The organism is Citrobacter sp. ANG330 (assembly GCF_047467925.1).
GTDB lineage: Bacteria > Pseudomonadota > Gammaproteobacteria > Enterobacterales > Enterobacteriaceae > Citrobacter_A > Citrobacter_A amalonaticus_G.
Genome location: NZ_JASJUI010000004.1, coordinates 69,233 through 95,096, shown reverse-complemented (window position 1 = coordinate 95,096; position 25,864 = coordinate 69,233). Strand labels below are relative to the sequence as shown.

At 56.5% G+C, this 25,864-nt stretch carries 16 protein-coding genes; 9 read left to right on the top strand and 7 right to left on the bottom strand.

The annotated features are described in order from the left end of the window. Positions 1-5: 5 nt before the first annotated feature. Genes tauD through tauA form a run of 4 tightly spaced genes read right to left on the bottom strand, consistent with a single transcriptional unit; the run spans position 6 to position 3,419 of the window. Positions 6-857, bottom strand: coding sequence for a taurine dioxygenase (gene tauD / locus QNN88_RS11250; protein WP_414240303.1), 852 nt, complete (start codon positions 855-857; stop codon positions 6-8). Beyond that, a complete protein-coding gene (gene tauC / locus QNN88_RS11245) occupies positions 854-1,681 on the bottom strand; it encodes a taurine ABC transporter permease TauC (RefSeq protein ID WP_414240302.1) in 828 nt (275 codons plus the stop codon). The genes tauD and tauC overlap by 4 nt, the downstream gene beginning before the upstream one ends. Then, positions 1,678-2,445, bottom strand: coding sequence for a taurine ABC transporter ATP-binding subunit (gene tauB, locus QNN88_RS11240; protein WP_414240301.1), 768 nt, complete (start codon positions 2,443-2,445; stop codon positions 1,678-1,680). Before tauB ends, tauC begins: the two co-directional genes overlap by 4 nt. 11 nt (positions 2,446-2,456) lie before the next feature. Further along, complete coding sequence (gene tauA, locus QNN88_RS11235) at positions 2,457-3,419, bottom strand: taurine ABC transporter substrate-binding protein (RefSeq protein ID WP_414240300.1); 963 nt, start codon at positions 3,417-3,419, stop codon at positions 2,457-2,459. A gap of 817 nt (positions 3,420-4,236) precedes the next feature. Between tauA and QNN88_RS11230 the strand changes: the two genes are divergently transcribed. The 6 genes from QNN88_RS11230 (at position 4,237) to fbpC (ending at position 12,094) form a co-directional block, all read left to right on the top strand. After that, on the top strand, positions 4,237-4,866 hold the full coding sequence (locus QNN88_RS11230; protein ID WP_414240299.1) for a response regulator: 630 nt from the start codon (positions 4,237-4,239) through the stop codon (positions 4,864-4,866). Further along, entirely contained in the window at positions 4,866-6,407 is a 1,542-nt protein-coding gene (locus QNN88_RS11225) for an MASE1 domain-containing protein (protein WP_414240298.1), read from the top strand. Before QNN88_RS11230 ends, QNN88_RS11225 begins: the two co-directional genes overlap by 1 nt. A gap of 60 nt (positions 6,408-6,467) precedes the next feature. Then, the gene (uhpC, locus tag QNN88_RS11220; protein ID WP_414240547.1) at positions 6,468-7,790 is read left to right on the top strand and encodes an MFS transporter family glucose-6-phosphate receptor UhpC; all 1,323 of its coding nucleotides are present in this window, start codon (positions 6,468-6,470) and stop codon (positions 7,788-7,790) included. Next, positions 7,787-8,818, top strand: a complete 1,032-nt coding sequence (locus QNN88_RS11215) for an ABC transporter substrate-binding protein (protein WP_414240297.1) — start codon at positions 7,787-7,789, stop codon at positions 8,816-8,818. Before uhpC ends, QNN88_RS11215 begins: the two co-directional genes overlap by 4 nt. A 139-nt stretch (positions 8,819-8,957) precedes the next feature. Further along, positions 8,958-11,036 carry an ABC transporter permease gene (locus QNN88_RS11210; protein WP_414240296.1) on the top strand — a complete coding sequence of 693 codons (2,079 nt, stop codon included), beginning with the start codon at positions 8,958-8,960 and terminating at the stop codon, positions 11,034-11,036. An 11-nt stretch (positions 11,037-11,047) separates the two neighbouring features. Then, on the top strand, positions 11,048-12,094 hold the full coding sequence (gene fbpC / locus QNN88_RS11205) for a ferric ABC transporter ATP-binding protein (RefSeq protein WP_414240295.1): 1,047 nt from the start codon (positions 11,048-11,050) through the stop codon (positions 12,092-12,094). 319 nt (positions 12,095-12,413) lie between these two features. Here fbpC and QNN88_RS11200 read toward each other — a convergent pair whose 3' ends face one another. Continuing rightward, positions 12,414-16,391 (bottom strand): autotransporter outer membrane beta-barrel domain-containing protein, encoded by a 3,978-nt coding sequence (locus QNN88_RS11200; RefSeq protein ID WP_414240294.1) that lies wholly within the window; start codon positions 16,389-16,391, stop codon positions 12,414-12,416. 707 nt (positions 16,392-17,098) lie between these two features. Here QNN88_RS11200 and QNN88_RS11195 point away from each other — a divergent pair. From QNN88_RS11195 to QNN88_RS11185, 3 genes are all read left to right on the top strand, one after another. Next, positions 17,099-17,875, top strand: coding sequence for an MBL fold metallo-hydrolase (locus tag QNN88_RS11195; protein WP_414240293.1), 777 nt, complete (start codon positions 17,099-17,101; stop codon positions 17,873-17,875). Between the two features lie 19 nt (positions 17,876-17,894). After that, positions 17,895-18,863, top strand: a complete 969-nt coding sequence (locus QNN88_RS11190) for a GlxA family transcriptional regulator (protein WP_414240292.1) — start codon at positions 17,895-17,897, stop codon at positions 18,861-18,863. 100 nt (positions 18,864-18,963) lie between these two features. Further along, positions 18,964-22,041 (top strand): beta-galactosidase, encoded by a 3,078-nt coding sequence (locus tag QNN88_RS11185; protein ID WP_414240291.1) that lies wholly within the window; start codon positions 18,964-18,966, stop codon positions 22,039-22,041. A 414-nt stretch (positions 22,042-22,455) separates the two neighbouring features. Here QNN88_RS11185 and prpE read toward each other — a convergent pair whose 3' ends face one another. Both prpE and QNN88_RS11175 read right to left on the bottom strand, forming a co-directional pair. Beyond that, on the bottom strand, positions 22,456-24,342 hold the full coding sequence (gene prpE, locus QNN88_RS11180; protein ID WP_414240290.1) for a propionate--CoA ligase: 1,887 nt from the start codon (positions 24,340-24,342) through the stop codon (positions 22,456-22,458). A gap of 39 nt (positions 24,343-24,381) precedes the next feature. Then, entirely contained in the window at positions 24,382-25,833 is a 1,452-nt protein-coding gene (locus tag QNN88_RS11175) for a bifunctional 2-methylcitrate dehydratase/aconitate hydratase (protein ID WP_414240289.1), read from the bottom strand. Between the last annotated feature and the right edge of the window lie 31 nt (positions 25,834-25,864).

Here is a 25,864-nt window from a genome sequence, read left to right as displayed (position 1 = left end):
GACGCTCAAGGCGCGCGATAAAACGGTTTGTCACCCAAAATCGTCGCCCGGTGCATAATGCGCCGCTGCGGCAGGTAATCTGCGTTCGCGTAATGCTGCGTCACGCGATTATCCCAGATCGCCACGTCATTGGGTTGCCAGCGCCAGCGCACCTGAAATTCCGGTTTAGTGATGTGGGCAAACAGGAAACTGAGCAGCGTCTCACTCTCCTTTTCTGTCACATCAACAATGCGCGTCGTGAAACCTTCGTTAACAAACAGCGCCTGCTTACCGCTCACCGGATGGGTTCGTACCACCGGATGCGTAAGCGGGGGATGTTTCGCTACCGCTTCACGCCAGCGCTGATGTTCCTCTTCCGTCTTACGGTATTTATATTCCTGAAAGGATTTTCGGAAATCGTGCTCCGCCCGCAGGCCGCTCAGCAACTGACGAAACGGCTCCGACAGCGCTTCAAACGCCGCAATGCCGCTGGCCCAAAGCGTATCGCCGCCGGTTGACGGTAACTCTTTTGCCGCCAGAATCGCTCCGGCAGGCGGCGTCTCAATAAACGTCACGTCGGTATGCCAGTTGTCGTTATCCGGTGGATTATCATTGTGCGTATCCAGCACGATAATCTCCTCCACGCCCTCTGCATGCGGATAGACCGGATGAATATGCAGATCGCCAAAGCGCTGGGCCAGCGCCCGTTGCTGCTGCGGCGTAATAGCCTGCTCGCGCAGGAACACCGCCTGATGTCGCAGCACCGCATGGTAAAGCTGCTCAAACTGATTGTCGCTGAGCGGGCGGGTTAAGTCCGCACCGCTAATCTGTGCGCCGATGTACGGTCCCAGCGGGGTAATGCTCAGACGTTCACTCATTGGACTTCTCCATGCCAGGGCGTCAGGCGGCGCTGAAGCGCACGCAGACCCAGTTCTAAAATAAAGGCGATAATCGCAATCACCGCGATCCCCGCCAGCACCACGTCGGTCGCCAGAAACTCACCGGCCGACTGCACCATAAAGCCTAATCCCCGCGTCGCCGCAATCAGCTCCGCCGCCACCAGCGTTGACCAGCCCACGCCGAGCCCAATACGTAATCCGGTGAGGATCTCGGGTAACGCGCCCGGCAGGATCACCAGCCACAACACCTGCGCCCGAGTTGCGCCCAGCGATCGGGCGGCACGGATCCGCACCTGTTGCGCACTTTTCACACCCGCCAGCGCGGACATCGCGACCGGAGCAAAAATCGCCAGGTAGATCAGCAGGATCTTGGAGGTTTCACCAATACCGAACCAGATAACCATTAATGGCAGATAAGCCAGCGGCGGCACCGGACGATAAAGTTCAATGATCGGATCGAGAATGCCGCGTAGCGTCGGGCTGAGCCCCATCGCAATCCCGACCGGAATACCGAACGCCACCGCGGCCAGCAGCGCCAGCACGATGCGGGTCAGGCTGGCGGCCAGATGCTGCCACAGCGTGGCATCCATAAACCCTTGCGGACCGGCGATGGTGATAAGTTTTTGCAGTACCTGATCCGGCGGCGGCAAAAAAAGCGGGCTTATCAGTTGCAGTGCAGCAACTATCCACCACACCGCCAGAATCACCGTCAGCGTCGCCAGGCTCAGCGTAATCTGCCGGGAAAACGGCCAGCGCCATTTCAGTGCCCGTTGGCGCGGTTTGTCGTTGATCACCACACTCATGAGAAGGCCTCCCGTTGTTCAAAGACGCGGCTTAAGACATATTCGCGGGTCGCGATAAACTGCGGATCGGACTTAATACTGCGACTCGCTTCGCCTGCCACAAAACGGCGGGCAAAGGTCAACGGCAGACGCTCCAGCACGCGGCCCGGTCCTGGAGACAACAGCACCAGTTCGGTCGCCATAAATACCGCTTCTTCAATATCATGCGTAATCAACAACACCTGTTTACCGGTCTCATGCCAGAGCTTCAGCAACAGGGTTTGCATCTGTTCGCGGGTAAAGGCGTCCAGTGCGCCAAAGGGTTCGTCCAGCAGCAAAAGCTGTGGATTCGCCGCCAGTGCGCGGGCAATGCCAACGCGCTGGCGCTGACCACCGGAAAGCTGCCAGATAAAGCGTTTTCCCGCGCCTTCCAGCCCCACTTTTTTCAACATTTCCTGAGCGATGCTGATACGCTGCACTTTCCCGACACCTGCCAGTTGCAAACCTAACGCGACGTTATCCTGCACGTTGCGCCACGGCAGCAGCCCTTCATGCTGAAACACCACGCCGCGTTCTGCCCCCGGCCCGTCGACACGTTTTCCCGCCAGCTGAATACTGCCGTGCTGATACGGCAAAAATCCGGCAATCAGGTTCAGTAGCGTCGTTTTGCCACATCCCGAAGGCCCCAGCACCACCAGCAGCTCACCGCTGTCGAGCGTCAGATTAATATCTTCCAGCGCCGGTTTACCGCCGTAATCGGCGTACAGATGAGAAAGTTGCAGCATCAGCGCCTCCTTTATTGCACGAAGCGATCGGTGACGTACTGACTGTAATCACTTGCCACCGCAGGCACCTTACCCTGCTCTTTCAGAAACTGCGCGGTGTCGATAATCGCTTTGTTCACCGGTCCGGTCAGCTCAGCCGTCTGCTGCTGAGGGGTGAGATAAGTGTTGCCTTTCACCAGCCCCGGCACATCGGCTTCCGGCACGCCGCTCAGACGCGACAGCTTGCTGATGTTCTCCGGTTTTTTCAGCCATTCGTCGGGATTGGCAATATAGGGCTGCTGCGCGTCAATGGCGCTTTTGGCGAAGGCTTTCACCACCTCCGGATGCTTCTCGGCAAAGTCTTTGCGCACCACCCACACGTCCAGCGTCGGTGCGCCCCACTCACCAACTTTTTCCGAGTCGGTCAGCACCTTGCCATCTTTTTCCAGCGCGTTAACGGCAGGCGCCCAGACGTAAGCTCCATCAATATCTCCACGTTGCCAGGCGGCGATAATCGCCGGTGGCTGCAGGTTCACAATCTCCACCTGGCCGGGTTTGATCCCCCAGTGTTTCAGTGCCGCCAACAGGCTGTAGTGAGTGGTAGAGATAAAGGGCACCGCGATACGTTTGCCGATCAGATCCTCGGGTTTGCTGATCGTTTTCTTCACCACCAGTGCTTCGGAGTTGCCGAGTTTTGACGCCAGCAGGAAAACCTCGATAGGCACCTGTTGGCTGGCAGCAACCGCCAGCGGACTGGAGCCGAGATTACCGATTTGCACGTCGCCAGACGCCAGGGCGCGCACGATGCTCGCGCCGCTGTCGAACTTACGCCAGTCGACGGTGGCCCCGCTCTCTTTGGCAAAGGTGTTATCCGCCTGCGCCACTTTCGCCGGCTCAGCGGAGGTTTGGTACGCGACGGTGACGTTTACCGCCTGCGCCTGAAAGGTGATGAATGCCAGTACGGCAAGAATTGTGTTACGCGATGAAACGGCCATAGTGTCTGCTCCCCTGTCTTGTTATGGAGGCAGTATTTCGTTGCGGCTGAATTTGATAAAGGAATTAAACGTTCTTGTTAAGAACAAAGCGTTTTTAGAAAAAAAACGGGAATGGTTAGTCAGGATATGACTTTCATGTCACTCCTTTAAAGGGTTCCGTTCACCCTACGAACCGTGATTCTCTGGACGTAAATTTCCCGCGGACGTGTTAAGGAGGCTCGTCGCCGCCTCCTTAACAATCCTGGCTCCCGGCAGGATAATTGTCGCTTCGCGAATTATTCGCCCCATCCACACCTGACCATCTCTGCGGTTTGCTTTTTTTACAGCGAAATGAATTTACCTGAAAGGCAGAGAATCGAAGCGATGCCGTTGGTCCGGCGTGAAAATCGATGAGCCGTTGACGGCTGACCGGGTCCGCCCGCAGGGAAGCGGGCGGAGGGGACGGCCTGCAGGGATGCAGGCTCGGCCCCGACCCGACAGGCAGACGACATAAGGCGAATGGACCACGAAGTGGCGATTTTCCCGGCCGGGAGCCGGGATTGTTAAGGGCGTGGCGGAGAACGCCCTTAACACGTTCGCGGGTAAGTGAGTTCCAAAGAAGCAACAGTCATAAAGCGAACGGAACCCTTTGATGAAGTGACATGAAAACACCTGACAACCCGTACGGAGCATAACGAGAACGGAACCGTATGCAATAAAACATACCCTTTGTGAATATCACCATTTTGTTACATACATTCCATAACTGTACCTGATTGATTGCCAGCACAGCGGCGCCAGGCATCATAGAGATATTATCCGGCAAGAGAGCAAAATCATGATCCGTGTAGTGCTGGTGGACGACCATGTGGTGGTGCGTTCCGGCTTTGCGCAATTACTCAGTCTCGAAGAAGACCTCGACGTCGTGGGCCAGTACAGTAACGCGGCCGAAGCCTGGCCTGCGTTGCTGCATGACGATGTCAACGTGGCCGTGATGGATATCGCCATGCCGGACGAAAACGGACTGAGCCTGTTGAAACGGCTACGGGCGCAAAAGCCACAGTTTCGCGCCATTATTCTTAGCATCTATGATACGCCCGCCTTCGTACAGAGCGCACTGGATGCGGGAGCCAGCGGCTATCTGACTAAACGCTGCGGGCCGGAAGAGTTAGTGCAGGCCGTCCGCTCGGTGGGCCTCGGTGGGCATTATCTTTGCGCCGATGCGCTACGGGCGCTGCGCGGTGGTAAGCCTTCGTCACCGGTGCTGGATGTACTGACCCCACGCGAACGAGAAGTCTTTGATTTACTCGTCAAAGGCGACAGCGTGAAGGAGATCGCCTTCAAACTCGATCTCAGCCATAAAACGGTGCACGTGCACCGCGCCAATGTGCTGGGCAAACTGAACTGTCACAGCACCATCGATCTGGTGCATTTCGCCCTCGACCACCAGTTGCTGGCGGGGTATTAATGTCGCGCAGCCTCCGCCACGCCGTTCTCTCATTATTCATTGTATTGGCCTGGGGTACCGGCTGGCTGATGTTGTGGACGCTCGGCTTTTATCTGACACACAACGGTCAGCAGGCGGCGCTGTTTTTGCCGCACGGCGTCTACCTGGCGCTGCTGATCCTGCTGTCACGCCGCTACTGGCCCGCGCTGGTGCTGCCACCGATGCTGATGATGCTCTGGCTGCACAGCGAACAGCTGCTTAATGGCTATATTCTGCTGGCCACGCCGCTCATCAGCGTGATTCCCGCCAGCCTCGCGCAGACCTTCTGGTACCGTTTTCCTCTTTACTGGCAGCGGCTGACGTTATTGCTGGCCACGGTCACGGCGGCGTCACTGCTCAACGCCGCCCTGCTGTCGCCGTTTGTCAAAAGTCCGGCGATGTTGCTTGGGCTGGCGTCGTTTACCGGCGGCGTGTTGCTGACGCCGTTCGTCTACCTGATCTTCGAATTTTTGCGCCAGCAGCATCGCTACCACCTGCTGGGGCTGGACACCAATAACCCGCCGCTACGTACCTCGCTCATCATCTGGTGCAGCCTGTTTTTTATCATCGGGATTGGCACCCAGATGGTGCTGTCGCCGGAAATTGAGCGCCTGCTGCTGATTGTGGTGTTCCTGCCTAACGTAGTGATGGCGTGGAAATTCGGCTGGCAGGGCGGCGTACTCTCGGGGCTACTCGGCAGCATGATGATCACCATCGCCCGCCAGATAGGCGTGGGGTTTAGCAATCTGGTTGAACTGGAGATCTTTCTCGCAACGCAGTCGCTGCTGGGAATGGGCCTGGGGATCGCCATCAGCCGTCAGCAACATCTGGCGCAAAACCTGCACCATTACCGCCAGCGGCTGGAAGCCGAACTGGCGGCGCGGCGGGCACTGGCGGAAAAACTGGTGCACACCGAAGAGGATACGCGTAAAAGCCTGGCCCGCGAGCTGCACGACGAAATCGGGCAGAATATCACTGCCATTCAGATCCAGTCACAACTGGTGAAACGGGCGCACGATCCGGCACAAGCCCAGGCCGCCGCCAGCCAGATCAACGATCTTGCCCGGCGCATCCACCACTCGACCCGCCTGTTGTTACGCCAGCTTCGCCCCCCCGCGCTCGACGAGCTGTCGTTCAAAGAGGCGCTACTCCATCTGCTCAACGAGTTCGCCTTCACGGAGCGCGGTATTCGCTGCCAGTTTGATTATCAACTCACCGCCACGCCAGAGAATGAAACGGTACGCTTCACTCTCTATCGGCTGTTACAGGAGTTACTCAACAACGTCTGTAAACACGCCGGGGCAAGTGAAGTGCAGATTATCCTGTGTCAGCAGGGAGACATATTGCATCTGGAAGTGACCGACAACGGCGTGGGGATCAGCGCAGACAAAATGGCCGGTTTCGGCATTCAGGGGATGCGTGAGCGGGTCAGCGCCCTCGGCGGCGAACTGGCGCTGGAGTCGCGGCACGGTACGCGGGTAAGTGTTAACTTGCCCACAAATTTGCAACAAATCGCCTTCTGACCAGGAAAAAGTCTTAGTCAGTCCGGACTTTCTCTCATCCCCTTTTGATCTCTCTTTCTTATAGTCAGCAAAACGGAGACGGCTATGCACGCAGCAACTGACATCACTCAACGTTACCGGACGCTGCGTCCCAGGCTGCTGATGTACATGGTCATCGGTTACGCCGCGTTTTACCTGACGCGTAAAAGCGTGAACTACGTACTTCCAGCGCTGCAAACCGATCTCGGGCTGGATAAAAGCGACATCGGTCTGCTGGGTTCCCTGTTTTATCTGACCTATGGCCTGTCGAAATTTACCGCCGGACTGTGGCATGACAGCCACGGGCAGCGTTGGTTTATGGGCGTTGGCCTGTTCGCTACCGGCCTGCTGAACGTGGTGTTTGCTTTTGGCGAGTCGCTGACGCTGCTGCTGGCCGTCTGGACACTGAACGGATTTTTTCAGGGCTGGGGGTGGCCCCCCTGCGCCCGCCTGCTGACCCACTGGTACTCGCGCAACGAACGCGGTTTCTGGTGGGGATGCTGGAATATGTCTATCAACATTGGCGGGGCGATTATCCCGCTGATCAGCGCCTTCGCCGCCCACTGGTGGGGCTGGCAAGCTGCGATGCTGGCGCCGGGGATCATCAGCATGGCTCTGGGGATCGGGTTAACGCTACAGCTGAAAGGCACGCCCCAGGAAGAGGGATTACCGTCGGTTGGCCACTGGCGTAACGATCCGCTGGAACTGCGCCAGGAACATCAAAGTCCGCCGATGGGGTTGTGGCAAATGCTGCGCACCACGATGCTGAAAAACCCGATGATATGGCTGTTGGGCGTCTCGTATGTCCTGGTCTATTTGATTCGCATCGCGCTCAACGACTGGGGCAATATCTGGCTGACGGAAAGCCACGGCGTCAACCTGCTCAGCGCCAACGCCACGGTGATGCTGTTTGAAGTGGGTGGGCTCCTCGGCGCGCTGTTTGCCGGCTGGGGTTCGGACCTGTTGTTTAGCGGCCAGCGGGCGCCGATGATTTTGCTGTTTACGCTGGGACTGATGGTTTCCGTCGCCGCGCTGTGGCTGGCACCGGTTCATCATTACGCCCTGCTCGCAGTCTGTTTCTTTACGGTGGGCTTTTTTGTCTTTGGCCCGCAAATGTTGATTGGCCTGGCGGCGGTGGAATGCGGACACAAAGCGGCGGCAGGTTCCATCACCGGTTTTCTCGGCCTGTTCGCTTATCTGGGGGCAGCGCTGGCGGGCTGGCCTCTGTCGCTGGTCATTGAACGCTACGGCTGGTCGGGGATGTTCAGTTTGCTCTCGGTCGCCGCGGTACTAATGGGTTTACTGCTGATGCCACTGCTGATGGCGGGCATCACCACCACTCTCAGTCAAAGGATAAAACAATGAAAATGACCCTTACCTCTACTCTGATTGCCTCCGCCGTTGCGCTGGCGACCTTATCGGGCGCTGCACAGGCGAAAGGTCGTCTGGTGGTGTATTGCAGTGCCACCAACGAAATGTGCGAAGCGGAAACCAAAGCTTTTGGCGAAAAATATGATGTGAAAACATCGTTTATCCGCAACGGCTCAGGCAGTACGTTGGCGAAGGTCGATGCCGAGAAGAAAAACCCGCAGGCCGACGTCTGGTACGGCGGCACGCTGGATCCGCAGTCGCAGGCCGGTGAAATGGGCCTGCTGCAGCCGTACAAATCCCCGAACCTGGAACAGGTGATGGAGAAATTCCGCGATCCGGCGAAAGTGAAAGGCAACCTATCTTCCGCAGTCTACGTAGGCATCCTCGGTTTCGGCGTCAACACCCAGCGCCTGAAAGAGAAAAACCTGCCGGTGCCGAAATGCTGGAAAGATCTGACCAAACCGGAATACAAAGGCGAAATTCAGATTGCCGATCCGCAAAGCTCTGGCACTGCCTACACCGCGCTGGCGACTTTCGCCCAACTCTGGGGCGACGATCAGGCCTTTGATTATCTGAAACAACTGAACGCCAACGTCTCGCAGTACACAAAATCCGGTATTGCCCCGGCGCGTAACGCGGCTCGTGGCGAAACCGCCATCGGCATTGGCTTCCTGCATGACTATTCGCTGGAAAAAGAACAGGGCGCGCCGCTGGAGCTGATTTCTCCGTGTGAAGGTACCGGTTATGAAATCGGCGGCGTCAGCATCCTGAAAGGGGCGCGTAACCTTGACAACGCCAAACTGTTCGTCGACTGGGTGCTGTCGAAAGAGGCCCAGGAACTGGCGTGGAAGAAAGGTAAGTCCTATCAGATCCTGACCAACACCACCGCAGAAACCTCGCCGAACTCGCTGAAGCTCGACGACCTGAAGCTCATCAACTACGACATGGACAAATACGGCTCCACAGACGTCCGCAAAGCGTTGATCAATAAATGGGTCAGCGAAGTGAAGATGGGTAAATAAGCCCACACGATGACTTCATGACGTTAAGGTTACGTAGGCCGGGTAAGGCAATGCCACCACCCGGCAATCATCGTCACCCTGAATGCCGGATGGCGCTTACGCTTATCCGGCCTACTCGGGATTGAACACCGGAAAACGTATGTCACACACACTTGCACTCCATCCCGTGAAAAAACGGGATGCGATATTCCTTTGGGTTTTACTCGGCTGGCTGGCATTCGTCCTGCTGCCGAGCTGGAGCCTGGATTACGGTCTGCTGGAGTCCACGAGCGATGAAATCCTCGAGGCCTACGGCTGGTCACGGTTCAATATCAGTTGGCTGTGGTATCTGCTGCCGAGCCTGCTGTTGATTCGCCCGCTCCACGAAGCCAGACGCGAGCAGCGCAGCCGCCACACCCTCGATGCTGGCTGGGCGCTGTTGTGTATGGCGTTTATTGTTGTCAGCGCCACCGTTGAAGGGCGGGGTTTAGGCTACGCCACTATCGTGCTGTTTGTAGCGCTGGGGGCGATCATGACTCTGGCGCTGACCCGCCTCGAATGGCTGGGCGGCGACCGGTTTGTGATCGGTTCGCTGGTCACTATCGTGGCGCTCATCGGCATCTTTATCGTCTGGCCGAGCATCGCCATTTTCATCCCGATGTTCACCAACGACGCCGGGGAGTTCGCACCGCTGGCATTTATGAATGTGCTGTCGCAGGCGCATATCATTCAGGTCATTATTAACTCCATCGTCCTGTCGATTGCAGTGGGTGTCGGCTGTACCTTCTTCGGTCTGGTGCTGGCGATTTATACCACCCGTATCGCTCAGCGAAGCGCCATTATCGGACGCATCTTCTCGATTCTGCCTATCGTCACCCCACCGTTTGTGGTGGGACTGGGCGTCACGCTGATGATGGGGCGTTCCGGTTACGTCACCGAATTTATGGTGGAATGGTTTGGACTAACCAACACTAACTGGCTGTACGGATTCACCGGTATCTGGCTGGCACAGGTGCTGGCATTTACCCCTATGGCGTTTATGATCCTCGACGGGGCAATAAAAACCATTCATCCGTCGCTGGAAGAGGCGTCATATACCCTGCGCGCCAGTCGCTGGCAGACGTTTAACGGCGTGTTTGTCCCACTGCTGAAACCGGCGCTGGCAAACGCGTTCCTGATCGTTATCGTGCAGTCGCTGGCTGACTTCAGTAACCCGCTGGTCCTCGGCGGTAACTTCGACGTGCTGGCGACGCAAATTTACTTCTACATCACCGGCTCGCAGCTCGATTACCAGGCTGCCAGCACGCTCGGCGCGTTCCTGCTGCTGTTCTCGCTGCTGGTGTTCTGCGTGCAGTACATGTGGATTGGCAAACGTTCGTACGTTACCGTTTCGGGTAAATCGTACCGTGGCGACGTCCAGCCGCTGCCGGTGACGCTGGTCTGGAGCGTGATTGTCATTCTGGCGGTCTGGATCGCTTTCAACGCCCTGCTTTATGGCAGCATTTTCTACGGCAGCTTCACCGTGAACTGGGGCGTGGACTACACCCTGACGCTGGACAACTTCATCAAGCTGTTCGGCCAGGGCATGAGCGACGGCGCATGGCCTTCCCTGCTCGACACCCTGCTCTATGCCGGAATTGCCGCGCCGATCACCGCCGCGTTCGGCCTGCTGATCGCCTGGATTGTGGTCCGCCAGCAGTTTAAGGGCAAAAAGACCATCGAGTTCACCACTATGCTGTGCTTTGCCGTACCGGGCACCGTGGCGGGCGTCTCCTACATCCTCGCCTTTAACAGCGCCCCGGTATACCTCACCGGTACCGCCGCCATTGTCATTATCTCGATGGTGATGCGTAACGTGCCGGTTGGTATTCGCGCCGGGATCGCAGGACTCGGACAGATCGATAAATCGCTGGATGAAGCCTCGCTGAGTCTGCGTGCCGGGAGCCTGCGCACCATCACGCACATCCTGCTGCCGCTGCTGCGTCCGGCCATTCTTTCAGCGCTGATCTACAGCTTTGTGCGCGCCATCACCACCGTCAGCGCGATTGTCTTCCTCGTTACGCCGGACACCCGTGTGGCAACGGCCTACATTCTGAACCGCGTGGAAGACGGCGAATACGGCGTGGCGATTGCCTACGGGTCGATTCTGATCGTGGTCATGCTGGCGATTATTTTCATCTTTGACTGGCTGATTGGGGAAGCGCGTATTTCCCGGTCCAAAGCCAAAAACCAGGCGTAATGGAGCGCACTATGAGTCAGAAAAATTTCGTTGAACTGCGCAACGTCACCAAACGATTCGGCAGTAACACGGTTATCGACAATATTAATCTCACCATCCCGCAAGGGCAGATGGTGACGCTGCTTGGCCCGTCCGGTTGCGGCAAGACCACCATTCTGCGCCTGGTCGCCGGTCTGGAAAAACCGAGCGAAGGTCAAATTTTTATTGATGGCGAAGACGTCACCCATCGTTCTATTCAGCAGCGCGATATTTGTATGGTGTTCCAGTCGTACGCCCTGTTCCCGCATATGTCGCTGGGTGAAAACGTCGGCTACGGCCTGAAGATGCTGGGCGTGTCGCGCGCCGATGTGAAAATGCGGGTGAAAGAAGCGCTGGCGATGGTCGATCTGGAAGGATTTGAGGATCGCTACGTCGATCAGATCTCCGGCGGGCAGCAGCAGCGCGTGGCGCTGGCGCGCGCGCTGATCCTCAAACCGAAGGTGCTGTTGTTTGATGAGCCGTTAAGCAACCTCGACGCCAACCTGCGCCGCAGCATGCGTGACAAGATCCGCGAACTGCAAAAGCAGTTTGATATCACCTCGCTGTATGTGACCCACGATCAGAGTGAAGCCTTCGCGGTTTCTGACACCGTGCTGGTGATGAACAAGGGGCATATCATGCAGATCGGCTCGCCACAGGATCTCTATCGTCAACCGGCATCCCGTTTTATGGCGAGTTTCATGGGTGACGCCAACCTTTTCCCGGCGACCTTCAGCGAAGCATCTGTTGATATCTTTGGTTATCGTCTGCCTCGCCCGACACATTTTGCATCCCAGGGGAAAGGCACCGTTGGCGTACGCCCGGAAGCGATCACCTTAAGCGATCGTGGAGAAGAGAGTCAGCGCTGTGTGATTCGCCATGTCGCCTATATGGGGCCGCAGTACGAAGTCACGGTGGACTGGCACGGGCAGGAGATCCTGCTACAGGTCAACGCCACTCGTCTGCAACCCGATATCGGCGAGCAGTATTACCTTGAAATTCATCCGTATGGAATGTTTGCGCTGACGGACGCGGAGTAAGTTTTCGTTGTTTTGTAAGCCGGATGACGCCACGCGTATCTGGCCTGGGCTAATCCCCTTCCCCCTGCACCAGCCGCAGCCGTCCGCGTGGCGCGCTTAACACCGGGAAAGGCGTAACAATAAGGAACAGAATGGGTCGCCAGCTCATAACGCCTCCGCTTCAGGGGGTTATCTATACTCTGGCAGGTGCAAAGCAGGCTGGCACTAAGACGAAAGCAGGAATGCTGCGCACTTGTTCATACTACAACGTGCGGGGCAAGTAAGAGATAAACAGCCATCCCGGCAAAAAAACCGGGATGGCTGGAGAAACATCATAAGGCTAGAACTGGTATTTGATTCCCAGTACGCCGCTTGTATCGCGAAATCCGTTATTACCCATTTGTTGCGCAACATTGCCCCAGACGCTCAGGTCCCGGGTCAAACGCCCCTCGACGCCCACTTTCACCTCGCCAACGTTTCGACTTCCCTGCAGGGAGGTGCTCGTGTCATTCATCCTGACGCCGTACTGCTTCGAGTTGTGTATCCAGTTCGCCTCGATAAAGGGTTCAAACTCGCGTACGGTTCCTTTTTCCGCGCTGCTTTTACCATTGGCGTAAAGGCGCATGCCCAGACGGGTCTGAATATTGTTATCGCCCTGCCCCTGAACCCGCGTGCCGTTTTTCTCCGTATGGTCGTTTGCCTTCACCCCCATCCAGGTGACCTGTGCCTGTGGGCGAATATAGACATTACTTTCCCAGTCGCCTGGTGCCGTGAAAGACCCCATATGGAAAGCGTAACCCGATTCCAGCGACGCCGTCAGCCCTTTGCTTTTATAGCTTTCCTGAGCAAGCTCATCACCTTTAACCGTGTTGTCAAACCAGTTATAGAGTACCCATGAATCGACGTACAGACCGGTTTTATCCACGGCGTTCTGATACCAGGTTCCGTACAGACCCGCGCTGTAGCCGCTCACCTCGCCACGAGAACCGTAGCCTGACAGGCTGTTATGGATGTCGTTATCCTGCTTACCATAGCCTGCCATTACACCCAACTGATAGCTATCCGTGCCGTTCACACTCCCCTGGAGCAACGCGCCGCCGAGCTGCATTACCACGCGGTTGGACGACGATGTGTTCTGACCGTCCGACATCCGCCCCTTGCTGTGCCCGCCTGACGTACGCAGCCACAGACTGGTCATATGCCGTTCCCCGGTAGCAGGGTCGGTATACCAGGAACCTCCCTGACGGTCCTGCAGTCGGGTGTTAAACAGCGTATTTGCTGCCGCGAGGTTACTGGCATAGCTTCCTCCCTCAGGGCGATAGACGTTGACAGCATCCGAAGGTTCGCCTGGCGCAGGACGATCGTTATCGATGACATCAGGGGCATCGTCAGGGTCAGGCGTGTCCGCCAGGTGGGTCAAATACCAGTTATTCCTGTCGCTGCCGGAAGCCGTTCCCTGCTTCACGTGATATTCATAGCTTCCCGCCACAATACGACCTTGTTGCACAAAAGCCTCTGGCGTTGAACTGCCGGTCTCAATAATTTTAATCCCTTCATGCAGCAAGGCCCCTGAGCCATTCTCATTGTTGACATGCACATAGGTCGTGCCGGTCGCGTTGCCGGTAATCACCAGCTTATCCGTCAGGCTGCTGTCGCCGCCGAGAACGGTGCCCAATGAAAGGGTGCCGCCGTGACCCGCATAGTCACCATTGATGGTCAATGTATTCCCTGCGCTGGTCATGCTGTTGTTAAGAATGATATTGCCGCTATTCGTCACATCGCCCGTCAGCATAACGTTGAGAGGAGAGGAAGGCGGAACACCATAATCATCAATCAGCAGGGTGCCACGGTTGTCCAGCGCATTGACGGTCTGGCTGTTGCCGTTAAGGTTAAGCGTCCCTTCCTCGCCAATAGTGACGCCGGAGGTACTGGCAAATGCATTCGACGTCGTCGTCTTCAGCATGCCTTCACTGACAGAAGTCGACCCCGTGTAGGTATTTTCCGCTGACAGTATCAGCGTGCCTTCTCCCGCTTTGGTCAGGCTTTTACCGTCCCAGGCCGGGTTGACGTGCGCCGTATTGTCAGCCAGGGCGACACCGAGATTGAAAGTTCTGCCCTCATCAAGCGTGAACGTTCCGTGCGCATCGGAATCCAGCCCGTTCCAGTACAGGGAGTATTTGATGATCCGTGAGCCGGCATTGATATAGGCAAAATCCGGTTGGTTCATACCTGCCACGAGGGCATTACTGTAAGAAAACGCGCCCGTAATCCCGTTTGTGGTTTCAACCAGAAGAATGTCCTGCATATCCCAGTGAGTAATGTTGGCATTAAGCGAGGCGTTATTGCCAACCGAAAGCGACGCCGCCTTGAGGCTGACGTCACTGCCAAGAGTGAGCGCTGCGCCTTCGGCAAACGACGCATTACCGGTAAATTCAATCGGTTGTTCAGACAGCGTTACGCTGGCCGACTGACCCACCGTCAGATTACCGTTGATGGCTCTGTTTGCCTCATCATTACTGACGATCTGCAACGTTGTCGCGCCATCGGCCAGCCTGATATCGCCGGTGATCGTCGAGTCGGTATTCAGTGTCAGCATGTTGCTGCCGCCGGTAAGACTGATAGCCGCGCCAGCTTCGCCACCGCTCGAGTACGGAGCGCCACCGGTAATCACGCGGTTATTGATTATCGTCAGATTACTGCCGGATATCGCTGCGCCACCGACACCGTTAGCGCCACCGTTACTACTGTAACTGCCTTTGCCTCCAACGATAGAACCGCTGTTGCTAATCCCCAGGCTGTCACCGAATATTCCGACGCCGCCGTTACCGCCGTTGCTGATGTTAGTACTATTTGTGCTGCCGCTGTAACTGCCTTTTCCACCAGTGATGATGCCGCCAGCCAAATTGCTGATGGTCAGGTTGTGACCGGATATAGCCGTGCCACCGTTTGCACCGTCAGGGCTTGTCGTATCGCCGCCAGCAAAGGCGCCTTCGCCACCGGTGATGGAACCTCCATTGTTGATGGCCAAATTATCACCAAGTATTCCCGTGCCGCCAGCGGAAGGTCTCCCGGCACCGCCGAGGCCGTCCAGGCCTCCACTGCCACCCTCACCACCGGTAATTGAACCTCCAGCTAAGTTGTCAATGATGATCTCGCTGCCAGATATGCCAGCACCCGCATTGCTGGCATTCTCTCCGTAGCCGTAGCCATACCCTCCTTCGCCACCGACAATGGATCCGCCGTTGCTGATCCTCAGGTCGGTACCCGATATCGCATCGCCACCTACGCTGCCGGATTCGCCTGCCCCACCCGTAATTGACCCACGGGCAATATTATCAATCACTATATTGCTGCCGGATATTCCGGCGCCGGCATTGCCACCTTCCGCCCCATCATAGCCAAACCCTCCTTCGCCCCCGACAATAGATCCGCCGTTGGTGATTCTCAGGTCGGTACCCGATATCGCATCGCCACCTATGCTGCTGGAATTGCCTCGACCACCCGTAATTGACCCACGGGCAATATTATCAATCACCATATTACTGCCGGATATTCCGGCGCCGGCATTGCCACCTTCCGCACCGTTATAGCCAAACCCCCCACCGCCACCAAGAATAGCGCCGCTGTTGGTTATGGACAGCGCAGAACCCGATATGGCATCGCCTCCTGTGCCACTGGAATTGCCTTCGCCACCGGTAATACGGTAAGTATTGATAATCGTCAGGTCAGTGCCGGATATTCCGGCGCCGCCAATGCCGCCCGTCCCCCCGTTGTCATCATAGCCGTAACTGCCATCACCTCCGGTAATCGCGCCATCGTTGGTTATCATGAGGCTGTTACCAGCGATCCCCGCACCGCTAGCGGAATATCTGTCCCCTTCGCCACCGGTGATGGAGCCAGTACGAGAATTGGTTATCGACAGGTCAGTACCCGAGATTCCCTTACCACCTGTGCCAATGCCGCTAGCGCCATAGCTCCCTTCACCGCCCGTAATCGCACCGCCGTTCGTAATGGTTGCACTGGTACCGGACATTCCGTCGGCACCCTCGCCGCCAGCGTAGCCATTACCACCTTTTATCGTAATGCCACTCCCGACGCTTACGCTGTTATCCGCCGCGGTCGTTTCCGGGTTCGGCGAGAGTACATACCCGGCTCCGGCGCCTTCACTGCCCCCGCTACTCCCGTGAGTCCCTGTGTTGGATTGCGCCGTATAAGGAAATGAGCCATCAACATGGATCGTGGCGCCGATTACCGGTCCGGATGAAATGAAGATTGAGGCAAGCAATAACGCTATTTTATTTTTATTAAAATGTTGCATAAATAACTCCTTTGTTAGTTTCTACAACATTTAATTCATTTCAATGCATTATTTAGATAATAAATAAGCCTGAAAAAACTAACGAGTAAGAGAAACAGTGAATATTTAAATTACGGAATTTGCTTAACGCGTAATGGATAGAAAAGATAGTATTTGAAAACTACCTAAACACCGTCATAGAGTAAATAGCAGTAAAAAAACAAACCAAAATTCTTAAATAAGTTTATATTTCACACAACAACAATATTAACATTTCAAAATCAATGAGATAGACAAAAAATAAATAGCCACACCATTAATGCACAGAGAATCATTTAAGCAAAAACATTAATTTAATCTTTGATAAAAACAAGCTGTTACGCCTTGTGACCCACAATATAAAGCGGCGCGTTTATAAATCCTTATATCTCTTTATTTCATCTGCAACCGACAAATAAGATGGGAAATGTAGAAGCGGCATTCGGATTCTTATCATTCACCGCATCGCGGAGATCTGCCGATGACCTTCCTGGCTAAAGATATTACTTTTCGTGGCTATCGCGCGGATAATATCTCCGGTATCGAAATGCAACATTGCACACAAATACTTCACGGCACAGAAACCCTCTGTTGGCCCAATCTCATCGGTATTCGCCCATTTGCCCACATTCAGCCTCTGGTTAACACTCTACGATGGAACCACTGACCGTCTCACGTGGAGTATCGCCATGAACATTACCCTTATTCGCAATGCCACCCAGTTGATTACCTTTGGCGGCAAAACCTTTCTGGTTGACCCAATGCTCGCCCCGCAAGGCGCGTATCCCGGTTTTCCCGGCACGGCGCGGGCTGAAATCCGCAATCCTGGCGTAGAACTTCCGTGCGACATCGACACCCTGTTGCAGGCGGATGCAGTGATTGTCACCCATCTTCATGCGGACCATTGGGACGAGGTCGCCGCAAAGGTCGTGCCAAAAGAGAAGCCGATTTATGTACAAAACGACCAGGATGCACAAATTCTGCGGGAACAGGGTTTCAGCCAACTCACCGTACTGACGAACGAGACCCGATTGGGCGATATCACCCTGCGCAAAACGGGCGGCCAGCACGGCTCCGACCGGCTGTACGCCATTCCCGCCATGGCCGAGCGGATGGGCGAGGCCTGCGGGGTCATCTTCCAGCATCCGCAAGAAAAAACGCTGTATCTGGTTGGCGATACGATCTGGCGCGATGAGGTTGAAGCTAACCTCATCGCTTTCCAGCCGGATGTGGTGGTCCTGAATGCCGGATTTGCGCACGTGATCGGGTTTGGCGCGATTATCATGGGCGCAGAAGATGTGTTGAAAACCCATCTCACCCTGCCCGACGCGCAGATTGTGGCTGTTCACATGGAGGCGTTAAACCATTGCCTGCTGACGCGCGCCGCGCTCAGGGAATACGCGCGCGACAACCAGATTGCAGAATCTGTCCGGGTACCGGAAGATGGAGAAACCCTGACGTTTTAATCCCCAGCCGAGGAGTGGTATGCGCCCTGTGTCCGTCGCGATCGTCGCCGTTGAAGATTTCAGTCCGTTTCACTTCTCGGTGCCGTGCATCATGTTCAGTGAAAAAGCAGCAACAAAGAAACGCTTTGAGGTGCTGATTTGCGCTGAAGTCCCTGGTGTCGTCACCTCTGCGGAGGGATTTTCCGTCACCGCCACGCATGGGCCTGAAGCGATGTCCGGGGCCGATATCGTGATTGTCCCCTGGTGGGGGACGACCGCGAATCGTCCACCGCAGTCGCTGCTTGATGCGCTGGTTCAGGCCCGGCAAAACGGCGCGCAGGTGGTTGGGCTGTGTCTCGGCGCCTTTGTGCTGGGTTATGCAGGGCTGCTGGACGGCAGACGCGCCGCCACTCACTGGGAGTTTGAAGAGGAGTTCCAGTCACGCTTTCCCGATGCGCGCCTGGATATCAACGCCCTGTATGTCGAGGATGACGGCATTATTACTTCGGCTGGCACCGCTGCCGCGCTTGACTGTTGTCTGTATCTCATCCGCCAGCGGTTTGGCAGTTCGGTGGCGAACCAGATTGCTCGCCGGATGATCGTGCCCCCGCATCGCGAAGGGGGTCAGGCGCAGTTTATTGCCCAACCGGTGGCGAAAAATACCCAGGATCAGCGGATTAACGGCCTGCTGGAGTACCTTCGCCAGCACAGCCATGAACAACATGACCTGGATTCGCTGGCGCAAAAGGTGATGATGAGTCGCCGTACCCTGACCCGTCACTTTATGAAAGCAACCGGCTCAAGCGTTGCAGAATGGCTGATCGCTGAACGCCTGCGCCGCAGCCAGGAACTGCTGGAATCCTCCCGGCTTCCGGTCGAGCGTATCGCCACAGAGGTCGGCTTTCTCTCGCCAGTCACCTGGCGTCAGCATTTTAAATCGCGCTTTGGCGTCAGTCCGATGGAATGGCGAAAAACCTTTCAGGGCGTGACGCAAGCAGATTCTGAGTGAGTGACCTCACTCATTCCTCTTTCTCACCTTTACAGGCTTTCACCGCGCACCGTATCTTCAGCAACCTGTGAACGAAAAAACTGCGCAACAGGATGCCTCCATGACCTTCAGCACGAATTCACTCGCCGCCATACTGGCCCGACGCGACTGGGAAAATCCCGGCGTCACGCAACGTAACCGCCTGGAGGTGCATCCGCCGTTTGCCAGCTGGCGTAACGCCACCGATGCCCGCGATAATACCCCTTCGCCGAACGTGCGTTGCCTGAACGGGACGTGGAAATTCAACTGGTTTGCCTCACCAGAGGCGGTGCCGGAAAGCTGGCGCATTTGCGATCTGGACGACGCTGATACGATCGCCGTCCCCTCAAACTGGCAGCTGGAGGGGTATGACGCGCCGATTTATACCAATGTCACCTATCCGATTCCGGTAAATCCGCCGTATGTCCCCGCTGAAAACGCCACAGGATGTTATTCGCTCACCTTTACCGTCCGCGAGCCTGAACTGCGGGGCGGCCAGACACGGATCATTTTCGACGGCGTGAACTCTGCGTTTCATCTGTGGTGCAACGGGCGCTGGGTCGGCTACGGTCAGGACAGCCGTCTGCCGTCTGAATTTGATCTCAGCGATTTTCTGGTCAGCGGTGAGAATCGTCTGGCGGTAATGGTGCTGCGCTGGAGCGACGGCAGCTATCTGGAAGACCAGGACATGTGGCGAATGAGCGGCATCTTCCGGGATGTCAGCCTGCTAACCAAACCCGCAACGCAAATCAGCGACCTGCGTATTTCCACCCATTTTAATGACGATTTCAGCCGGGCAACCTTTGCCGCCGACATCCGAATGCGTGGCGAGTGGCGAGACAATCTGCGCGTGACCGTGCAGTTGTGGGAAGAAGAGTCCCTGATCGGTGAGCGAACCGCCCCTTTTGGCAGCGAGATCATTGATGAGCGCGGAGCCTACGGCGATCGCACCACCGTGTGTCTGGAAGTCGACACACCGAAACTGTGGAGCGCCGAAACGCCGCATCTTTATCGTGCGGTTGTGCTGCTCCATACCGCTGACGGCACACTGATTGAAGCCGAGGCCTGCGATGTCGGCTTCCGAAAAGTCTGCATTGAAAACGGCCTGCTGTTGTTGAACGGTAAACCACTGCTGATTCGCGGCGCCAACCGTCATGAACATCATCCTGAAAACGGCCAGGTGATGGATGAAGAGACGATGGTGCAGGACATTATTCTGATGAAGCAGAACAATTTTAACGCCGTGCGCTGCTCCCACTACCCGAACCATCCGCGGTGGTACACGCTCTGTGACCGCTACGGCCTGTACGTGGTGGATGAGGCCAACATCGAAACCCACGGCATGGTACCGATGAATCGCCTGAGCGACGATCCTGAGTGGCTGCCCGCCATGAGCCAGCGCGTAACGCGCATGGTGCAACGCGATCGTAATCATCCCAGCATTATTATCTGGTCACTGGGCAATGAATCCGGTCACGGCGCTAACCATGACGCCTTATACCGCTGGCTAAAATCAGACGACCCGTCGCGCCCGGTGCAGTATGAAGGTGGCGGGGCGGACACGTCAGCAACGGATATTATTTGCCCGATGTATGCCCGCGTCGATCAGGATCAGCCGTTCCCGGCGGTGCCGAAGTGGTCAATCAAAAAATGGCTGTCGCTACCTGGCGAACAGCGCCCGCTGATCCTCTGCGAATACGCCCACGCCATGGGTAACAGCCTCGGCGGGTTCGCCAAATACTGGCAGGCGTTTCGCCAGTATCCGCGTTTGCAGGGCGGCTTTGTCTGGGACTGGATCGATCAATCGCTGATTAAATACGATGACGAAGGCAACCCCTGGTCCGCGTACGGCGGCGACTTTGGCGACACGCCTAACGATCGCCAGTTCTGTATGGACGGACTGGTGTTTGCCGACCGCACGCCGCATCCGTCGTTGTTTGAGGCGAAACACGCACAGCAGTTTTTCCAGTTCACGTTGCTGCCTGGCGCGAAACGCCAGATTGAGGTCACCAGCGAATATCTGTTCCGCCAGAGTGACAACGAGATCCTTCACTGGTCGATTGCGCTGGAAGGCAACCCCATTGCCTCCGGGGAGGTCGCGCTGGATATCGCGCCGCAGGGTCGTCAGGTCATCACCCTGCCGGACATTGCGCAGCCTGACGCGGCGGGTCAGCTCTGGTTGACGGTGCGCGTGGAACAACCGCAGGCAACCGCCTGGTCGCCTGCCGGTCACATCAGCGCCTGGCAACAGTGGCCGCTGGAGGAAAAACTGAGCGTCGTATGTACACCGCGCGCCAGTACTGCGCCACAGCTCAGCGTCAGCGACGCGACGTTTACCGTGACGCTCGGCCATAAACGTTGGGCATTCAGCCGTGAGCAGGGCACGTTAACGCAATACTGGACTGGCGATGCACCGCAGTTACTGACGCCGCTGCGCGATCAGTTTACCCGTGCGCCGCTGGATAACGATATAGGTATCAGTGAGGTGACACGGATCGATCCTAATGCCTGGGTTGAGCGCTGGAAAGCAGCTGGTCATTATCAGCTACAGGCAGTACTGCTACAGTGCGATGCCGATGCCCTTTCCGACGCGGTACAGATAGCCACCGTTCACGCCTGGCAATATCAGGGCGAAACCTTGTTTATCAGCCGTAAAATCTGGCGCATCGACGGCCACGGCGAAATGCTGATCACCGTTGATGTCGATGTCGCCAGCGGCACGCCGCATCCGGCACGTATCGGCCTGACCTGCCAGTTGACGCAGGAAGCAGAACGGGTGAACTGGCTGGGGCTTGGTCCGCATGAAAACTACCCGGACCGCCTGGCTTCAGCCTGTTTTGACCGCTGGGACTTATCACTGGATGAGATGTATACCCCTTACGTTTTTCCCAGTGAGAACGGCCTGCGCTGCGGCACGCGTGAACTGAAGTTCGGGGCGCACGTCTGGCGCGGTGATTTTCTGTTCAATATCAGCCGATTCAGCCAGAAGCAACTGATGGAGACCAGCCATCGGCATCTGCTACAACCGGAGGCCGGGGCCTGGCTGAACATTGATGGTTTTCATATGGGCGTCGGCGGCGACGACTCCTGGAGTCCTTCGGTGTCACCTGAATTTCAACTGAGCGCCGGGCGCTATCACTATCAGGTGAAATGGAGTTAGAGAGCAGATTCAGTGCCTGATGGCGCTACGCTTATCAGGCCTACATTTTGGGTCATTGTCATTAAGTGCCTGATGGCGCTACGCTTATCAGGCCTGCATTTTGGGTCATTGTCGTTAAGTGCCTGATGGCGCTACGCTTATCAGGCCTACATTTTGAGTCATTGTCGTTAATTGCCTGATGGCGCTACGCTTATCAGGCCTACATTTTGAGTCATTGTTGTTAATTGCCTGATGGCGCTACGCTTATCAGGCCTGCATTTTGGGTCATTGTCGTTAATTGCCTGATGGCGCTACGCTTATCAGGCCTGCATTTTGTAGTCATTATCGTTAATTGCCTGATGGCGCTACGCTTATCAGGCCTACGGCTGGTTTTGTAGGCCGGATAAGGCGGTACGCCGCCATCCGGCGCCCTGTTTACTCCTCAATGACCTGGCGGATTTGCTGTAGCGCCGCCGGATCGTCAAGCGTGGTGAGATCGCCCGGATCGCGGCCTTCGCAAATGGCCTGGATCGTGCGCCGGAGCATTTTGCCGGATCGGGTTTTCGGCAGTTGTGAAACAAACCAGACGTGGGCGGGACGGCCAAAGTTGCCAATCTGGCTGTCCACCAGCGCCATGATCGCCTTCTCTTCCGAATGCGCCACATCGCGGTCTTCCAGACTGTCGCTCTGTTTGGGGATCACAAACGCCACCGCCACCTGCCCTTTCAGCGCATCTTTCACCCCGACCACCGCGACTTCCGCGACGTTCGGATAGCTGGAGATACTCTCCTCAATTTCCCGCGTGCCCAGGCGATGTCCGGCGACGTTAATCACATCATCCGTCCGCCCCAGAATGAAGTAGTAGCCGTCGGCGTCACGAATACCCCAGTCAAACGTGGCGTATACCTGACGATTAAACAGCGACCAGTAGGTATTCACAAACCGTTCATCATCGCCCCAGATAGTCTGAATACAGCCGGGTGGCAGCGGCCCTTCGATCACCACCATCCCCTTCTCGTTGGCGCCGCAGGGTTCACCGGTTAGCTCATTGAGTAACTGCACGTTGTAGCCATACATGGGCACACCGGGGCTGCCGAGGCGCGAGGGGCGCTCATCCAGACCACGCGCCAGCGCCATAATCGGCCAACCGGATTCCGTCTGCCAGTAGTTGTCGATAACCGGTACGCCCAGCGTTTCTGTCACCCAACTTGCGGTCGGTTCGTCCAGCGGTTCACCTGCCAGATAAAGAACCTCCAGCGAGGAGAGATCGTGATTGCGGATTTGCGCGGTCGGGAACTTCTTCAGCACGCGAATAGCTGTCGGTGCCGAGAACATCCGGCTAACCTGATATTTTTCGACAATTTTCCACCACACGCCGCAGTCCGGATAGGTCGGAAGCCCTTCATACACAATCGTTGCCATCCCCGCTAACAGCGGCGCATAAACGATGTAAGAGTGGCCAACAACCCAGCCGATATCTGAAGCGCAGAAAAACACCCCGCCCGCTTTGCCGCCAAAAATGGTCTCCATTGAGGTCGCCAGCGCTACCGCATAACCGCCGACATCGCGCTGCACGCCTTTGGGTTTACCGGTGGTGCCGGAGGTGTAAAGAATGCAGGAGGTTTCGTTGGACTCCAGCCACGTCACCGGTACTCTCGCCCCGAGGTGCTGCTGGCGCAAAGTCGCGAAGTCGAGATCGCGACCAGCCACACGCGCCATTTTCGCCAGCCCACGATCCACCAGCAGCACCTGTTTCGGCTGATGCTGGGCCTGATCGATCGCATCATCGAGCAGTTTTTTGTAGGGCAACACTTTGCCGCCGCGCACCCCGGCATCGGCGGAGACGATCAGCACTGGCTTCGCGTCATCGATCCGCGCCGCCACGCTGTGCGAGGCAAAACCGCCGAACACCACCGAGTGGATTGCCCCAATCCGCGCGCAGGCCAGCAGCGTGATATGCGCTTCGGCAATCATCGGCATGTACACCAGTACCCGATCGCCGCGCTGCACGCCGAGCGATTGCAGCATCGACGCCACTACGTTCACTTCGTCATATAACTGACGGAAGCTAAAGGTGCGCTCCTCTTCGGTCTCGGATGAGACGGCAATGAGAGCCAGCGCATCCGGCTGTTTATCCAGCCAGCGATCAATGGCGTTATGACACAGATTGGTGGTTCCGCCGCAAAACCAGCGGGCAAACGGCGGATTGCTGTGATCCAGCGTGTGGGTAAACGGCTGCTGCCAGTCAATACGCCGGGCCTGTTCGGCCCAGAACGACGCCGGTTGCGTAATGGAACGCTGATAAAACTCGCTATAAGACATAACGTTCTCCTGTTGAACTTACGCCTGATGAGGCGGGTGCTAGATGACATAAAGGTCCATGTACTCATTGACCGGCATCTGCTCCAGGCGAGTTCTGTCCAGGGAGACCTCCAGGATGCGCTGCTGCTGACGGGTTGGAAACTGGCGCGCCAGGTTAATTTTGAATTTCTCGATAAGTTTCGGGATCCCGTCATTGCGCCGACGGGCGTGACCAATCGGGTATTCCACCACTACCTCGTCGAACCGAGAACCGTCGGTAAATTCGAGAGTAATGGCGTTGGCGATGGCACGTTTTTCCGGGTCATGATAGTCCGCGGTAAACGCCGGATCTTCAAAACAGCTCATTTTCTCGCGCAGGGAATCGATACGTTTGTCCTGCGCCACATCGTCCTCATAGTCTGCCGCCGTTAAGCGTCCGAACAGCAGCGGGATCGCCACCATATACTGAATACAGTGATCGCGGTCAGCCGGATTATTTAGCGGCCCTTTCTTATCAATAATGCGAATGCAGGCTTCGTGGGTACGAATGGTGACTTTCTCGATATCCGCTGCGGTTTTGCCTGCCGCCTGCATCTGTGCATACAGGGTCATCGCCGCTTCGACCGCCGTCTGTGAGTGAAACTCCGCCGGGAACGAGATTTTGAACAGCACGTTTTCCATCACATAGGAGCCGTATGGACGCTGAAAACGGAACGACTCCCCTTTGAACGAGACATCATAAAAGCCCCAGGTTTTCGCCGTCAGCGCTGACGGATAACCCATCTCCCCGGTTTTCGCCATCAGCGCCAGACGCACCGCGCGCGCGGTCGCATCACCCGCGGCCCAGGATTTACGCGTGCCGGTGTTCGGCGCATGACGATAGGTGCGCAGTGACTGTCCGTCCACCCACGCCAGCGAAACCGCGTTGAGGATCTCATCACGCGTTAATCCCAGCATTTCTGCCACCACGGCCGTAGAGGCCACTTTCACCAGCAGAACGTGATCAAGGCCGACGCGGTTAAAGGCGTTCTCCAGCGCAATGCAGCCCTGAATTTCATGAGCCTTGATCATCCCGGTCAGCACCTGCTTCATGGTCAGCGGCGCTTTACCCGCCGCGACCGCGTTGCGCGATAGCCAGTCCGCCGTCGCCAGAATTCCGCCGAGGTTATCAGAAGGATGGCCCCACTCTGCCGCCAGCCAGGTGTCATTGAAGTCGAGCCAGCGAATCATCGTGCCGATGTTAAACGCGGCCTGTACCGGGTCGAGCTGAAACTGAGTACCCGGCACGCGCACGCCGTTGGGCACCACGGTTCCCGGCACAATCGGGCCAAGTAGTTTTTTACAGGCCGGATACTCCAGCGCTTCCAGGCCACAGCCCAGCGTATCGAGCAGGCAGTAGTGGGCGGTGTCATACGCCACCGTTGACGCTATCTCGTAACTCATGACGTAATCGACGATATCAACGATTTCACGATCGAATTCCGGGCGAACATTTAAAATTTGAGCGGACATAGGGTACGTTTCCTGTTTTTTATCTTTAGAA